The organism is uncultured Stenotrophomonas sp. (genome assembly GCF_963519925.1).
GTDB classification, from domain to species: Bacteria; Pseudomonadota; Gammaproteobacteria; order Xanthomonadales; family Xanthomonadaceae; genus Stenotrophomonas; species Stenotrophomonas maltophilia_AE.
In genome coordinates this window covers 1-14,984 of record NZ_CAUQPH010000091.1, presented here as the reverse complement: position 1 = coordinate 14,984, position 14,984 = coordinate 1, and the positions used below count along the sequence as shown (strand labels likewise).

General features: G+C 68.5%; 10 protein-coding genes. 3 read left to right on the top strand and 7 right to left on the bottom strand.

Going from position 1 to position 14,984, the window contains the following annotated elements; all coding sequences use genetic code 11:
- From RWO33_RS14445 to creB, 4 genes are all read right to left on the bottom strand, one after another.
- The coding region (locus RWO33_RS14445; RefSeq protein WP_314105769.1) for a hypothetical protein at nucleotides 1–1,635 on the bottom strand (1,635 nt) is incomplete at its 3' end.
- A 140-nt stretch (nucleotides 1,636–1,775) separates the two neighbouring features.
- Nucleotides 1,776–3,095 carry a cell envelope integrity protein CreD gene (gene creD / locus RWO33_RS14440; RefSeq protein WP_314105768.1) on the bottom strand — a complete coding sequence of 440 codons (1,320 nt, stop codon included), beginning with the start codon at nucleotides 3,093–3,095 and terminating at the stop codon, nucleotides 1,776–1,778.
- A gap of 90 nt (nucleotides 3,096–3,185) precedes the next feature.
- Entirely contained in the window at nucleotides 3,186–4,616 is a 1,431-nt protein-coding gene (gene creC / locus RWO33_RS14435) for a two-component system sensor histidine kinase CreC (RefSeq protein WP_314105766.1), read from the bottom strand.
- Nucleotide 4,617: 1 nt separating this feature from the next.
- Nucleotides 4,618–5,313 carry a two-component system response regulator CreB gene (gene creB / locus RWO33_RS14430; protein ID WP_145478198.1) on the bottom strand — a complete coding sequence of 232 codons (696 nt, stop codon included), beginning with the start codon at nucleotides 5,311–5,313 and terminating at the stop codon, nucleotides 4,618–4,620.
- A 45-nt stretch (nucleotides 5,314–5,358) separates the two neighbouring features.
- Here creB and rlmJ point away from each other — a divergent pair, with 45 nt between their 5' ends.
- The 3 genes from rlmJ (at nucleotide 5,359) to mfd (ending at nucleotide 10,343) form a co-directional block, all read left to right on the top strand.
- The gene (gene rlmJ, locus RWO33_RS14425) at nucleotides 5,359–6,216 is read left to right on the top strand and encodes a 23S rRNA (adenine(2030)-N(6))-methyltransferase RlmJ (protein WP_314105763.1); all 858 of its coding nucleotides are present in this window, start codon (nucleotides 5,359–5,361) and stop codon (nucleotides 6,214–6,216) included.
- A gap of 75 nt (nucleotides 6,217–6,291) precedes the next feature.
- Nucleotides 6,292–6,837: a GNAT family N-acetyltransferase gene (locus RWO33_RS14420; RefSeq protein ID WP_145478200.1), complete on the top strand. Its 546-nt coding sequence runs from the start codon at nucleotides 6,292–6,294 to the stop codon at nucleotides 6,835–6,837.
- A gap of 38 nt (nucleotides 6,838–6,875) precedes the next feature.
- Complete coding sequence (mfd, locus tag RWO33_RS14415) at nucleotides 6,876–10,343, top strand: transcription-repair coupling factor (RefSeq protein WP_314105761.1); 3,468 nt, start codon at nucleotides 6,876–6,878, stop codon at nucleotides 10,341–10,343.
- Nucleotides 10,344–10,494: 151 nt separating this feature from the next.
- Here the strand turns inward: mfd and RWO33_RS14410 are convergent, their stop codons facing one another.
- The 3 genes from RWO33_RS14410 to RWO33_RS14400 all read right to left on the bottom strand — a co-directional run bounded on the left by RWO33_RS14410 (nucleotide 10,495) and on the right by RWO33_RS14400 (nucleotide 14,716).
- Nucleotides 10,495–12,597, bottom strand: coding sequence for a M13 family metallopeptidase (locus RWO33_RS14410; protein ID WP_314105759.1), 2,103 nt, complete (start codon nucleotides 12,595–12,597; stop codon nucleotides 10,495–10,497).
- Nucleotides 12,598–12,919: 322 nt separating this feature from the next.
- On the bottom strand, nucleotides 12,920–13,669 hold the full coding sequence (gpmA, locus tag RWO33_RS14405; RefSeq protein WP_314105757.1) for a 2,3-diphosphoglycerate-dependent phosphoglycerate mutase: 750 nt from the start codon (nucleotides 13,667–13,669) through the stop codon (nucleotides 12,920–12,922).
- A gap of 78 nt (nucleotides 13,670–13,747) precedes the next feature.
- Complete coding sequence (locus RWO33_RS14400; RefSeq protein ID WP_314105755.1) at nucleotides 13,748–14,716, bottom strand: cation diffusion facilitator family transporter; 969 nt, start codon at nucleotides 14,714–14,716, stop codon at nucleotides 13,748–13,750.
- Between the last annotated feature and the right edge of the window lie 268 nt (nucleotides 14,717–14,984).

Genomic DNA, 14,984 nt, shown 5'->3' with positions numbered 1-14,984 from the left:
GGCTTGTTGCGGCGGCGGCGCCTGCTGCGCCACGTCGACCAGCAGGCGGGTGGCCGCGTCGAGCCGGTCGTGCTCGCTGGCATCCAGGCCTTCGCCGCCACCACGTGGCATCGGGAGGGGGCGAAGCGCGCGGCGCACACGCACCCTGCCCTCGGCGGGCGGAAGTCCGTCCAACGCGTCGATGACCTCGCGTGCGACCTCGTTGGACTCCAGCAGGGTGGCCACGGTGCCGCGCAGCGACGTCGCATCGCCCCCTGCGCCCTGGTGCACACGTTGCCACAGCGCGTCCCAGATCGATCCCTCGCCGTCGCGGTCGATCACGGCGTCCAGGAGCCGCACTACGTGCCGCGTCCGCTCGTCCACCCGCGCCGGGTCCGGTTCCGGCTTGGGCACCCGGCACGGTTGCGCATCCCCCGTGGGCGCAATGACCTGCGTGTCCCCGGATACCCAGCGCCAGCCCAGCGTCGCCACGCCCAGCCCGCCGCCGACCAGACCTGCGGCCATCGCAAGCATGCTGCGCCCGCCCTGCCGTGATGCGCCCGACGCCACCGCTGGCGGGGCATCGGCCATGGTCACGGTGTGCGCTTCACGTGGTGTCGGCAACGCAGCATCCGCCGCACCCCAACGCAGCGCCTTCAGTCCAGGCGCGAGCCCGGCAACGAACAACACCGCATCGCCCAGTGCGCGGCGCAGGCTGGGGCGCGCCGTGGCGGCCAGGGCTGCACGGTCGGCCACCGACAACAGCCACTGGCCCAGCCGGTCCCCGCGGCCCCCTTGGGTAGCCAGCAAGGGGTCTGGCGCGCCGCCGGCCAGCTGGTCCAGCGTCGCCAGTATCCGGGCGCGCTGGGCATCGCCGATCAACGGCACGCCCGCGTCATCGACGCCGTCGAACAGCGCCGGCAGCGCGCTGCGTGCATCGATGCAGGCGCCATTGAGCGCGGCGGCGGCAGCGGCCTGTGCCACCGCACGGTCGAGCTGCGCCGGAGTCAGTGTCGGCATCCAGTTGCGCAGCTGCTGGCGCACCGCGTCACGCTGACGCGATGGCGACAGGCTGCACATATGGTGTGCCACCTCGCGGGCGTCCGCCACGCCGAGCGCGCGCTCGGCATCAACCGCCGCGTTCCAGGCGCGTCGCGGCTGGTCCAGCGGGCGGTACAGGGCATCGCGCATCGCCCGTAGCAGCGTATTGCGGCGAGCAACCGCGTCGGTGAGCAGTGCGCGCAACGGTGCGCACTGCACTTCCCAGTCCACCCGTGGCAGGGTCAGCAATGCCATCAGGCTGCTGCGCCAGGCGGCACGCTGCGCGGCGGGCAGCCCGGCGGGCAGCAACCGGTCCAGCGCATCGTCCACCAACCCCTGCGCCATCGGCGCAGCCAGCGCGGTGCGATGGAAGTGCGGCTGCAGGGTCAGGAAGAAATGGGCGTCCAGCGGCCCCTGTCGCAGGGCAGCGGCGAGCGCGTCCAGCTCGGCGCGCGGTATGCCATCCAGCCACAGTCTGCGCGTCGGTGCGCACGGCGGCGCATTGCGGATCGAGGCCGGGGCGGCAGCAGGCCGACCGCGCGACGATGGCGGGGACGACGGAGAGACCGGTGCGCCGCCAGCACGGCCCACCGGGGACAACGTAAGGTTCGCCATGGTCGTGTGGTGAGGTGACGAGGGGCTGGAACCTAGCGCGATCCGGCGCGGTTACCAGCCTGTCCTTGTCCCAGCAGCGCCTGGGGGTCCCACACGAAGCCGGAAGCGTCGTGCAGCATGGCGGATTACGTCAGCGCCGCTTACTTGAGGCTCGCCCCAAGTTCGTACCAGTCGATCCGGCGGGTGACCCACATCGCCGTCGCCAGCACCGCGAACAACAGCAGCGAGCCCATCAGCAGCGCGTTGTTCTCCGACACCAGCAATCCGTACAGCGCGCCGTAGAGGACGGTCAGCATGCCGGCGAAGCCCAGGCCGCGCAGCCAGCTGCGCAGCACGCCGGACAGGTACACCGCCTGCAGTCCGATGCAGGCCACGGCCGACACCACGTAGGCCACCCAGAACGGAATGTGCTCGGACAGGCTCAACAGCAGCAGGAAGAAGATCGCCAGCGCCAGGCCGACCATCAGGTACTGCAGCGGGTGGATGCGCAGGCGCTTGATCAACTCGAACAGGATGAAGCCGACGAAGGTGAGCACGATGAAGAGGATGCCGTACTTGCTGGCACGGTCGGCCTGGGTGTAGATGTCCACCGGATTGACCAGCTCCACGCTGACCGTTTCCGCTTCCACGCCAGCGCTGCCGCGCAGCTGGCGCTGCGCCTCCGACGCCAGCGACGACACCGCCCACTGTGCCTCGAAGCCGTTCTCGCCCACCTGGCGCTCGTTGGGCAGGAAGCTGCCACCGAACAGCGGGTGCGGCCACGGCGAGCGGATCGCGATGCGGCTGTCGTCGCCCACCGGCACCACCGCCAGCGAACGGGTGCCATCCAGCACCAGCGACAGCTCCACCCTGCTGGCCGCCAGCAGGCCACCGGCGGTGTCGGCGAAGCCCTGCAGCGGCACGTGCAGGCCCTTGCCGATGCCGCTCACATCGCCTACGCCCGGCTGCAGGGTCAGTGCGTGGCCATCCACCTTGAGCTCCGGCGAGCCGACCAGGCCGCGGACGTCGGCGATGCCCACCGCCAGGTACGGCGTGCCGTACACCCGCCCGGCCTTGACCGGATAGTCGTCATCGCTGAACTCGGCGCTGACCTTGGCCTTCCAGGTGTACACCGGCACCCGGAACAGGCCGATCCGGCGCTCGTCCGGCACCATGCCGCCATCGACCACCAGCTTGGACGGCATCTGCAGCCAGTAGCTCTGCTCGACCTGGCTTTCCACCTTCTTGGTGCCGGCCGCATCGACGACTTCCACCTGGCGGGTTTCCGTCCAGGGCACGACCCGGATCGGGCCGGTGAGGGTCTGCGCGCCGGCACGGCCCTGCGCCACGCGCAGGTAGGCCTCGTCGCGATACGCCTCGCGTTCGCTGATCACGCCGCGGATCATCATCAGCGGAACCAGCAGCAACAGGATCAGTCCGCCCACGATGGCGAACCGCAACAGCATCTGAAGGGATTTCATCACCCGTCCTCGGTTGGGAAGGGTGCCAGCATCCCGGGTGCCGGTGGGCGGACGATGTGCCGTGTTTGAAGCGAATGTGAAGTCGCGGGGTCACCCAAGCGTCAGGGTTGCGACTGCGCCGCCGCCCTCGCGATTGGCCAGCTCCGCCCGGCCGCCGTGCAGCCGCGCCACTTCCTGCACGAATGACAAGCCCAGCCCCGAACTGCGCTGGCCAGTGGCGGGGCGCGCCAGCGAATAGAAGCGTTCGAAGGCCCGCTCCAGCGCATAGTCCGGCACCCCGCTGCCGCGGTCGGCCACGCGCAGCACCACGCTGTCGCCCTCGCGCGCGGCGCCCAGTGCGATGCGGCTGCCGGCAGCGGAAAATGCCAGTGCGTTCTCCAGCAGGTTGTTCAGCGCCTGGCGCAGCAGATACGGATCGCCCTGCACCTCCAGGGCCGCGTCGGAATCGATGTCCACCGCAACCCCGGCAGCCTGCGCCCGCATCGCCACCGCATCCGCGGCCGCCTGCAGCAGCGGCGTCACCGCCACGCGCTCGCGCTTCTGCAGCCAGCCATGCTGCTCCACTTCGGCCAACGCCAGCAGTTTGTCGATGGTTTCGGTCAGGCGCTGCGCCTGGCCCTGGATGCTGCGCGCGAAGTGCACGCGGTCGGCCTCCGGAAGCGGCTCCTGCAGCAGCTCGGACGCGCCACGTATCGCCGCCAGCGGACTCTTCATTTCATGGGTCAGCGACTGTACGTACTGCTCCACGTAGGCCTTGCCTTCCAGCTTGCGACGCATGGTTTCCAGCGCCCGCCCGAGGTCGCCGATCTCATCGCGACGCGCCTTGGGCGGCGGCACCGGTTCGCCGGCACTGACCGCCTTGGCATAGCGGTTGAGCCGATTGACCCCATGCATCAACCAGCCGGTCATCAACAATCCGACCAGCGCCGACAACCCGATCAGCCACGCCCCGCGCTGCAGGATGGCGCGCTGGCTGGCGGCGATGAACGGGTCGATGCTGCGATTGGGCTGGGCCAGGCTGAGCACGCCGATCAGACGGGAGGGATCGGCCGGGTCATGGATCGGCGCGGCCACGTGCATCACCGAATGCACCTCGTCGCCGGGCGTTTCCGGACTGGAGCGCGCCCCGTACTCGCCGCGCAGGGTGCGGTAGACATCGTTCCAGCGCGAGTTGTCGCGACCGATGTCGCGGCCGGTGGAGTCGTACACCACGATCCCGCGCGCGTCGGTGATGGTCACGCGGTAGTCCAGGCTGCGTTTGGGAAAGCGCCACACCATCGCCTTGGGATCGCGGCGCTGCGCGCGGGCCAGGTTGGCCACGAACGCGCCGTTGCGGATGTGGCCGGCCTTCAGGTCGGCAGCGGCCATTTCCGCCAGCACGTTGGCTGCATCGACCAGGGTCGCCTCCATGGCCTGGCGGACCCCGGGTTTCACTTCATTGACGAACACGCGCATCACGAAGAACGCGGCGATGCCCACGATCAGGAAGAAGCCCAGGAACAGTTTCAGGCCCAGCCGCACCCTACACCTCCAGCGCGTAACCCACGCCGCGATGGGTGCGGATCGGGTCGGTGTCGGCGCCCGCCGCGCGCAGCTTGGCGCGCAGGGTCTTCACGTGGGTATCGATGGTGCGGTCGGCGCTGTCGGCCGCGCTGTCCCAGCCCCGGTCCATCAACTGCGCGCGGCTCAGGATCGCGCCGGGCCGCTGCAACAATGCCGCCAGCAGCGCATATTCGTAGCGGGTCAGCTCCAGCGCCTGGCCGTCGAAGCGGATGCGGCGTCCTTCGCGGTCGATGGAGAAGCGCCCGTGCGCCTGCCAGCCTGCGGTTCCGTCCTCCACCGCCGGGCCGCTGCGGCGCAGCCGGGCCCGCACCCGCGCCACCAGCTCGCGCGGCGAGAACGGCTTGGCCATGTAGTCGTCGGCACCCAGCTCCAGGCCCAGGACCCGGTCGAACTCGTCATTGCGCGCGGTGAGGAAGATCACCGGCACCTGGCTGAAGGTGCGCAGGGTGCGGCACACGTCGAAGCCGCTCATGTCCGGCAGGCCCACGTCCAGCACCACCACGTCGACCGGTGCCTGGCGCAGCTGCTGCAGCGCCTGCGCGCCCAGCAGGCAGTGCTGGGCGCCGTAGCCCTCGCTGCGCAGCGCGTAGAGCACGGTGTCGGCGATGGCGGTTTCGTCTTCGACGACCAGGACGGTGTGCAGGGGGCGGTTCATGCGCGCAGCATAGCCGCTGGGGCCGCCGCCCCGTACACTGCGCCGATGAATTACCACCACGCCTTCCATGCCGGCAACCACGCCGATGTGCTCAAGCACATCGTCCAGCTTGCCCTGCTCGACAGCTTCAAGCGCAAGGACAGCCCGTTCTTCGTGCTGGACACCCATGGCGGCGCCGGCCGGTACCTGCTGGCCAGCGAAGAAAGCCGCAAGACCCTGGAAGCCGAAGACGGCGTGATGCGGCTGATGGCCCAGCCGACCCTGCCCGCCGTGGTGGAGCGCTACCTCAAGGCGGTGCAGGCCGACAACCCGGTCGGGGCGATGATCAGCTACCCCGGCTCGCCGCTGCTCAGCGCCCAGGCCATGCGCGAGCAGGACCGCATGGCGGTATGCGAGCTGCAGGACGCCGAGGCGGCGGCGCTGAAGGCGCTGTTCGCCCACGACACCCGGGTGGCGGTGCTGCACGCCGACGGCTACGCGCAGAACAAGGCGCTGCTGCCGCCCAAGGCCAACGGGGTGAAGATCGGTCGCGGCCTGGTCCTGATCGACCCGCCCTACGAAGGCCAGGATGCCGAGTACCAGCGCATCCTCGCCTCGGTCACCGAGATCCTGGGCCGCTGGCCGCAGGCCAGCTTCGCGATCTGGTTCCCGATCAAGCAGCGCCGCACCATCCTGCACTTCCTGCGCAAGGCCTGCGCCCTGCCGGTGAAGTCGGTGCTTACAGTAGAACTACTGGTGCGGCCGGACGACTCTCCCCTCAGGCTGAACGGCAGCGGCATGCTTTTGCTCAATCCGCCGTGGCAATTCGACCAGGTGCTGGCTCCGGCCATGCCGGCACTGAAGCAGCACCTGGGCGAAGCCGGTGCCTCTACCCGCCTGCAGTGGCTCAAGCAGGCAGAATGACGGGCGTGAGCGTTCCGTTCACGGAACGCGACCCCGGGGATGCGAGAATCTGAAGACCACCAAGGAACCACCGGTATGGCTACCCGTAACCGCATGCCGCCCTGGCACGAAATCTTCAAGGCTCCCAGCGGCCATGAACTGCTGATCCGCCCGATCCGCCCCGAAGACGGCGAACCGCTGAAGGGCGCCTTCAGCCTGTTCGGGCCGGAAGAAATCCGCGATCGCATGCTGCACTCGGTCAGCGAACTGTCCGACGAGTCGGTGCAGCGCCTGACCCACCCCAACCTCAAGCTCGAGATCACCCTGGTCGCGGCCGAATCGCTGCCGGCCGGTGAAGCGGTCGTGGGCGCACTGGCCCGCGCGTCGATCGTGCCCGGCACCCGCGAGGCGGAATACGCCATCCTGATCAGTCGCTTCCTGATCGGCCAGGGCCTGGGCCGGCAGTTGATGCGCAAGCTGGTGAAGTGGGCGCGCGGCAAGTACCTCGATCGGCTCTACGGCGACGTGCTGGAAGAGAACGAGCCGATGAAGCAGCTGGCCGCATCGCTCGGCTTCAAGCAGGTGCCCCACCCGAAGGAAACCCCGGGCCTGGTGCGGATGGTGCTGGAGCTCGAGAACTAGGCAGCCATCACATGGCCGTCTGCTAAAATCGGCGGCTCATGTCACGCACTTCCTATCCCGCTCCGCCGCTGCCCCGTTCGGGCCAGCTCCGCGCCTGGTGGCGCGCTCCCGCATCGCCAACGGCACTGGCGTGGTACATCGCCCGTGCCGCTGATGTGCATGACGGGCCGCTGCTGGTCATCGCGCGCGACAACCATGGCGCCAACCAGATCGAGTCCGACCTGCGCACCCTGCTTGGCAGCGCGTCGGACCTGCCGGTGGTGGCCTTCCCGGATTGGGAAACGCTGCCCTACGACGCCTTCAGTCCGCACCCTGACATCATTTCGCAGCGCCTGGCCGCACTGCACCAGCTGCCCACGCTGCGCCGTGGCATCGTGGTGGTGCCGGTGCAGACCGTGCTGCAGCAGCTGGCCCCGCTCAAGTACATCATCGGCGGCAGTTTCGACCTGAAGGTCGGCCAGCGCCTGGACCTGGACGCTGAAAAGCGCCGGCTGGAAGCGGCGGCCTACCGCAACGTGCCGCAGGTGATGGACCCGGGCGATTTCGCCGTCCGCGGCGGCCTGCTCGATGTATTCCCGATGGGCGCCGACGCGCCGCTGCGGATCGAGCTGCTCGACGAAGACATCGATTCGATCCGCGCCTTCGACCCGGAAAGCCAGCGCTCGCTGGACAAGGTCGACGCCGTGCGCATGCTGCCCGGCCGCGAAGTGCCGCTGGACGAGCTGAGCGTGTCGCGCGTGCTGGCCACCCTGCGCGAACGCTTCGACGTGGATACCCGGCGCAGCGCGCTGTACCAGGATCTCAAGTCCGGCCTCGCACCGGCGGGCGTGGAGTACTACCTGCCGCTGTTCTTCGACCAGACCGCAACCCTGTTCGACTACCTGCAGCCGAATGCGCTGCCGGTGATCGCCAACGGCGTGGGCGAAGCGGCGGCCTCGTTCTGGGCGCAGACCCAGAACCGCTACGAACAACGCCGGCACGACGTGGAGCGCCCGCTGCTGGCGCCCACCGAGCTGTATCTGAGCCCCGAGGCGCTCAACGCGCGCCTGAACACCCTGCCGCGCGTCGAAGTGTGGGGCGCCGACCACGCGCGCATCGACGAGGCCACGCCGCTCGGCGACCAGCCGCTGCCGCCGTTGCCGGTGGCCGCACGCGACGCCCCCGCCGGCGAAGCGCTGAAATCGTTCATCGGCCACTACCCCGGTCGCGTGCTGATCGCCGCCGACTCGCCGGGCCGCCGCGAAGCGTTGCTGGAAGTGCTGCAGGCGGCCGAGCTGAAGCCGCCGGTGGTGAGCGACCTGCCCACCTTCCTGGCCGACGACGCGCCGCGCTTTGCGATCACCGTGGCACCGCTGGAAGACGGCTTCGCGCTGGACACGCCCGCGCTGGCGGTACTGACCGAGCGCCAGCTGTTCCCCGAGCGTGCCGGTACCACCCGGCGCAGCCGACGGGTCGGGCGCGAGCCTGAAGCGATCATCCGTGACCTGGGTGAATTGACCGAAGGCGCACCCATCGTCCATGAAGACCATGGCGTGGGCCGTTACCGCGGGCTGATCGTGCTCGACGCCGGCGGCATGCCGGGCGAGTTCCTGGAAATCGAATACGCCAAGGGCGACCGGCTGTACGTGCCGGTGGCCCAGCTGCACCTGATCAGCCGCTATTCCGGTGCCTCGCCGGAAACCGCCCCGCTGCATTCGCTGGGCGGCGAGCAGTGGAGCAAGGCCAAACGCAAGGCCGCTGAAAAGGTTCGCGACGTGGCCGCCGAGCTGCTGGAAATCCAGGCCCGCCGACGCGCGCGCGCCGGTCTGGCGCTGCACGTGGACCGCGCGATGTACGAGCCGTTCGCGGCCCGCTTTCCGTTCGAGGAAACCCCGGACCAGATCGCCGCGATCGAAGCGACCCTGCGCGACCTGGCCAGCAGCCAGCCGATGGACCGCGTGGTCTGCGGCGACGTCGGCTTCGGCAAGACCGAGGTGGCGGTGCGCGCCGCGTTTGCCGCGGCCAGTGCCGGCAAACAGGTGGCGGTGCTGGTGCCGACCACGCTGCTGGCGGAACAGCACTACCGCAATTTCCGCGACCGCTTCGCCGACTGGCCGCTGCGGGTGGAAGTGCTGTCGCGCTTCAAGAGCACCAAGGAGATCAAGGCCGAGCTGGAGAAGGTCGCCGCCGGCACCATCGACGTGATCATCGGCACCCACCGCCTGCTGCAGCCGGACGTGAAGTTCAAGGACCTGGGCCTGGTGGTGGTGGACGAGGAGCAGCGTTTCGGCGTGCGCCAGAAGGAAGCGCTGAAGGCCATGCGCGCCAACGTGCACCTGCTGACCCTGACCGCCACGCCGATCCCGCGCACGCTCAACATGGCCATGGCCGGGCTGCGCGACCTGTCCATCATCGCCACCCCGCCGCCGAACCGGCTGGCGGTACAGACCTTCATCACCGCCTGGGACAACGCGCTGCTGCGCGAAGCGTTCCAGCGCGAACTGGCGCGCGGTGGCCAGCTGTATTTCCTGCACAACGACGTGGAAAGCATCGGCCGCATGCAGCGCGACCTGGCCGAGCTGGTCCCGGAGGCGCGCATCGGCATCGCCCATGGACAGATGCCCGAGCGCGAGCTGGAGCGGGTGATGCTGGACTTCCAGAAGCAGCGCTACAACGTGCTGCTGTCGACCACGATCATCGAATCGGGCATCGACATCCCCAACGCCAACACCATCATCATCAACCGCGCCGACCGCTTCGGCCTGGCCCAGCTGCACCAGCTGCGCGGCCGCGTCGGTCGTTCGCACCACCGCGCATACGCCTACCTGGTGGTGCCGGACAGGCGCGCGATGACGCCGGATGCGGAGAAGCGCCTGGAAGCGATCGCCTCCATGGACGAGCTCGGCGCCGGCTTCACCCTGGCTACCCACGACCTGGAAATCCGCGGTGCCGGCGAACTGCTGGGCGAGGACCAGAGCGGGCAGATGGCCGAGGTGGGCTTCAGCCTGTACACCGAACTGCTGGAACGCGCGGTGCGCAGCATCCGGCTGGGCAAGCTGCCCGACCTGGATGCCGGCGAAGAGATTCGCGGCGCCGAGGTGGAGCTGCATGTACCGGCGTTGATCCCGGACGACTACCTGCCCGACGTCCACACCCGCCTGACCCTGTACAAGCGCATCAGCAGCGCGCGCGACAGCGCCGAGCTGCGCGAGCTGCAGGTGGAGATGATCGATCGCTTCGGGTTGCTGCCGGATGCGGCCAAGCACCTGTTCGCGGTGGCCGAGCTGAAGCTGCAGTGCAATGCACTGGGCATCCGCAAGCTGGAGCTGGGCGAGAGTGGTGGCCGCATCGTGTTCGAGGCGCAGCCACGCATCGACCCGATGGCGGTGATCCAGATGATCCAGAAGCAGCCCAAGCTGTACATGATGGACGGCCCGGACAAGCTGCGCATCAAGGTGCCGCTGCCATTGCCCGAAGACCGCTTCAACGCGGCCAAGGCGTTGTTGACCACGCTGACGCCGGGCTGACCGCCCCCGCGAAGGCAGAGCCGAAGGTAGAGCCGACTGTTAGTCGGCCACGCGGACCGGACCCGAGCGCGGACAGCAGCGGACTAACAGTCCGCTCTACCTCGGACGCCGCTTGTACAAAAAAGGGCCCGGCATTGCCGGGCCCCTTGGATTACCAGATCACCACGCGCTTGTCGTCCGCGCGCACCATCGCGTCGCCCGGCTTGCATTCGAACGCCTGCGCGAACGCCGGCATGTTCGACGGCGCGCCGTTGGCACGGAAGTTCGCCGGTGCATGCGGGTCGGTGTTCAGGCGCACGCGCAGCTCGCCATCGGTGAAGTTGCGACGCCACACCGTGGCCCAGTTCATGAAGAAGCGCTGGTCCTGGCTGTGGCCGTCGACGGCCACGTTGGCCTTCGGGTTTTCCTTCAACGCCATCTGCAGCGCGTCGTAGGCCACGGTCAGGCCACCGAGGTCGCCGATGTTCTCGCCCAGGGTCAGCTTGCCCTTCACGTTGACGCCCGGCAGCGATTCATAGCCGTCGAACTGCGCCACCAGCTGGTCGGTGCGGCCGGTGAAGGCCTTGCGGTCGGCGTCGGTCCACCAGTTGTCGAAGTTGCCGTTGGCGGCGAACTGGCTGCCCGAATCGTCATAGCCGTGCATCATCTCGTGGCCGATGACCGCGCCGATGCCGCCGTAGTTCAGCGCCGGATCGGCCTTGGCGTCGAAGAACGGCGCCTGCAGGATCGCCGCCGGGAACACGATCTCGTTCTTGGTCGCGTTGTAGTAGGCGTTGACGGTCTGCGGGGTCATGCCCCACTCGGTCTTGTCGACCGGCTTGCCGATCTTGTTGAGCATGTAGCGGTAATTGAACGCGCGCGCGGCCTGCATGTTGCCCAGGTAGCTGTCGGCATTGGTTTCAAAGCCCGACCAGTCGCGCCACTTGTCCGGGTAGCCGATCTTCGGGGTGAAGCTGGCCCACTTCTCCAGTGCCTTCTTGCGGGTGTCTTCGCCCATCCATTCCAGCTTCTCCAGGCGCGCCTTCAGCGCCACCGAGAGATTCTCCACCAGGTGCTGCATCTGCTCCTTGGACTCGGCCGGGAACACCGCATCCACGTACAGCTGGCCGAGGCCTTCGCCGATCGAGGTGTTCACCGATTCCAGCACGCGCTTCCAGCGCGGCTGCATTTCCTTCTGCCCACGCAGCGTGGTGCCGTAGAAGTCGAAGTTGGCCTTTTCGAAGGCGCTGCTCAGGTACGGCGCAGCGTCATCGACGGTGTGGAAGCGCAGGTAGGCCTGCCAGGTGGAGGCCGGCACGTCGACCAGCATCTTGTCCACTTCGCTGAAGAAGCCCGGCTGGGCCAGCGAGAACTTCTGCGCGGCCGGCACCTTCAGGGTGTCGAACAACGCGGTCCAGCTGAAGTTCGGGGTCAGCTTGTCCGCTTCAGCGGCGCTGAGCGGGTTGTAGCGCTTGGACGGGTCGCGCAGTTCGATGCGCGACAGCGAGGCCTTGGCCAGGCGGGTTTCGAAGTCCATCACGGCCTGGGCCTGGGTCTTGGCCTGGGCGGCATCGACACCGGACAGGGTCAGCGCCTGGGCGATGTAGGCCACGTAGGCGTCGCGGATCTTGGCCTGCGATGCGTCGAAGTAGTAGCCCTTCTCCGGCAGGCCGAGGCCGCCCTGGCCGACGTAGGCGATGACGTTGCCCGAATCCTTGTAGTCGGCATTGGCGAACAGCGAGAACAGCACGCCCTGGCCCTGCGCCTGGCTGTCGCGCAGGTACTGGGTGATGGCGGCGGTGTCATTGAGCGCGGCGATCCTGTCCAGCTGCGGCTGCAGCGGGGCGATACCGGCCGCTTCGATCTTCGCTTCGTCCGAACCGGTCTTCCAGATGTCGCCGATCTTGGCTTCCACCGAGCCGGCCTTGGCCTGGCTGGCGGCCGCCTGCTGGACCAGCGCGTGCTGCACTTCCAGCGAGCGCTCGCGCAGGATCTCGAAGCTGCCCCAGGTGGTCTGGTCGTTCGGCACCGGGTTGGCCTTCAGCCACTTGCTGTTGACGAAGCCGTTGAGGTCGGTACACGCGGCGACGGCGGGATCCAGGTCAGCGCTGTTGAGCGAGATCAGCGGGGTCTTGATCTGCGACAGGTCGAACGCCGGCTTGGCGGCGTCGGCCTCGGCGGTGGCGGCCGCGGGGGTCTCGGTCTTGTTGCAGGCCGCCAGCGACATGGCGATGGCAACGGTCAGGCCCAGCGGGGCCAGCTTGGAAAACGTCATTCGACTCTCCGGCTACAGGGATGCATTGCCCGGATGGTGGGCAATCCACGAGCGTAGCGCGGTAGCAACGGTGACGGACCGGCCAAAGGTCACAGGCGTCGGCCAGGTGTACGTTGGACACGCGCGTCGTGTCCCTGCGCGGCATGCGGTGCGTCCCCACGCGGCACGGCAAGCCGGCCAAGCGTGGCGTGTCCCCGCGCGCTACGCGGGGCGGGTAGGGTCGGTTCCCGAACGACCGCCGTGAAAGGTTCCACGTCCGGTAACGCCTGACCCCCAAACGCAGCAAACGTACCGGCCAAAGGCCGGCACACCCGCGTTCGCCTCAGCGCGCCTTGCCCTGGTTCGCTACCGCTTCGGCGGCCTTGCGTGCCGCTTCCGGATCGCCCAGGTAACGGAACGACTGCACGGTGAGGTCCTCGTTGAGCTCGAACAGCAGCGGAATGCCGGTCGGGATGTTGAGCTCCAGGATGGCTTCCTGCGAGACGTTGTTGAGGTACTTGTACAGCGCGCGCAGCGAGTTGCCGTGGGCGGTGACCAGCACGGTCTTGCCGTCCTTCAGTTGCGGGGCGATGGCATCGAACCAGTACGGCAGAACGCGCTCCAGCGTGGTCGCCAGCGATTCGGTGCCCGGCAGCGCGTTGCGGTCCAGGCCGGCATAACGGCGGTCGTGGATCGGATGGCCCGGATCTTCGCGGTCCATCGCCGGCGGCGGAATGTCGTAGGAGCGGCGCCAGATCTTGACCTGGTCTTCGCCATGCTTCGCAGCGGTTTCAGCCTTGTCCAGGCCCTGCAGTCCACCATAGTGTCGCTCGTTCAGGCGCCAGCTCTTGCTCACCGGCAGCCAGTCCTGGTCCAGCTCGGCCAGGGCCCCCTGGAGGGTGTGGATGGCGCGCTTGAGAACCGAGGTGTGCGCCACGTCGAACTGCAGCCCTTCCTCGCGCATCAGGCGGCCGGCGGCAGCGGCTTCGCGGCGGCCCTGCTCGGTCAGCTCCACGTCCACCCAACCGGTGAAGCGGTTGTCCAGGTTCCACTGGCTCTGGCCGTGGCGCAACAGTACGAGTTTCCGGGTCACTGCGGTTTCTCCGAGGGATGGCAAGGCAGGCCGACATTGTAGCGGCAACCCCGGCGACCCTGCCCTGCCCCGGTCGGTTCAGGGATGCGGATGGCCATGGTGGCCCTGCGCATCATGGCCGTGCTCGTGATCGGCGTCGCCGTGCGCAGCGGGCGTGCCGTCCCCGCAGTCATCGCCGCAGTGGTCTGCCTCGATCTGCAGGGTCACATGGTCGATGCCGAAGTCCTCGTGCAGCGCAGAACCCAGCCGGCGCCGCAGGCCGTCGGCATCAACGCCCTCGTCGACCACCACGTGCGCGGTCAATGCCGGCGTGCTGGAGGCCAGCGCCCACACGTGCAGGTCGTGCACGTCCCGCACGCCCTCGTGCGCACACAGCCGCGCGCGCACCGCATCCACCTGGATGCCCTTGGGCACGCCTTCCAGCAGCACGTTGATCGCCTCGCGCATCAGCACCCAGGTGCGCGGCAGCACCCACAGCCCGATCAAGACCGCCAGGATCGGATCGATCAGTTTCCAGCCGGTCCAGCGGATCAGCAGCGCGCCGACGATCACCGCCACCGAACCCAGCATGTCCGCCCACACTTCCAGATAGGCGCCTTTGACGTTCAGGCTTTCACCGCTGCCGGCGCGCAGCAGGCGCATCGAGACCAGGTTGATCAGCAGCCCGAAGGCCGCGATCACCAGCATGCCGGTGGACGCGATCTCCTGCGGTTGGCGGAACCGTGCCACCGCTTCCCACAGGATGTAGCCGGCTACCACGAACAGCAGGCCGCCGTTGACCATCGCGCCGAGTGCTTCCAGCCGCGCATAGCCGTACGTGCGGCGCGCATCGGGCGGGCGCCGGCTCAGGCGCACCGCCACCAGCGCGATCATCAGTGCCAGCGTGTCGGTGGCCATGTGCGCCGCGTCGGACAACAGCGCCAGGCTGTTGGTCCAGAACGCGCCCACCACCTCGACGAGGAGGAAGGTCGTGGTCAGGCCCAGCGCCCACCACAACGGCTTCTCGTGGCGGATCTCGCTGGGCAGGTGATCGTGGTCGTGGCCCATTCAACGGCTCCTGTGCAATGCGACACAGCCTACTTCGCGGTGGGCCGGGGAGACTATTACGTTGTTTATAACGTTGCACAGCACACGTGCGCGCCCCGCGCATCCCTCGATCGAGGGATTCGACACACCGGCCCAGGTCAAATAATATTGATTCTCAATTACTTCGCGCCCGCGTCGACGTCCCGATGCCCTCTTCGCCACCGCCCTCCCCGACCGCGCCCACCGGGCGCCCTGCCCGCCGCGCGGCCCCCCGCGACCGCGGCAACGG

What these genes read in the sequence shown, in the direction of transcription:
- RWO33_RS14410 (WP_314105759.1), bottom strand. Translation starts at nt 12,597, where the DNA reads ATGACGTTTTCCAAGCTGGCCCCGCTGGGCCTGACCGTTGCCATCGCC.
- mfd (WP_314105761.1), top strand. Translation starts at nt 6,876, where the DNA reads ATGTCACGCACTTCCTATCCCGCTCCGCCGCTGCCCCGTTCGGGCCAG.
- RWO33_RS14400 (WP_314105755.1), bottom strand. Translation starts at nt 14,716, where the DNA reads ATGGGCCACGACCACGATCACCTGCCCAGCGAGATCCGCCACGAGAAG.
- creB (WP_145478198.1), bottom strand. Translation starts at nt 5,313, where the DNA reads ATGAACCGCCCCCTGCACACCGTCCTGGTCGTCGAAGACGAAACCGCC.
- RWO33_RS14420 (WP_145478200.1), top strand. Translation starts at nt 6,292, where the DNA reads ATGGCTACCCGTAACCGCATGCCGCCCTGGCACGAAATCTTCAAGGCT.
- rlmJ (WP_314105763.1), top strand. Translation starts at nt 5,359, where the DNA reads ATGAATTACCACCACGCCTTCCATGCCGGCAACCACGCCGATGTGCTC.
- creD (WP_314105768.1), bottom strand. Translation starts at nt 3,095, where the DNA reads ATGAAATCCCTTCAGATGCTGTTGCGGTTCGCCATCGTGGGCGGACTG.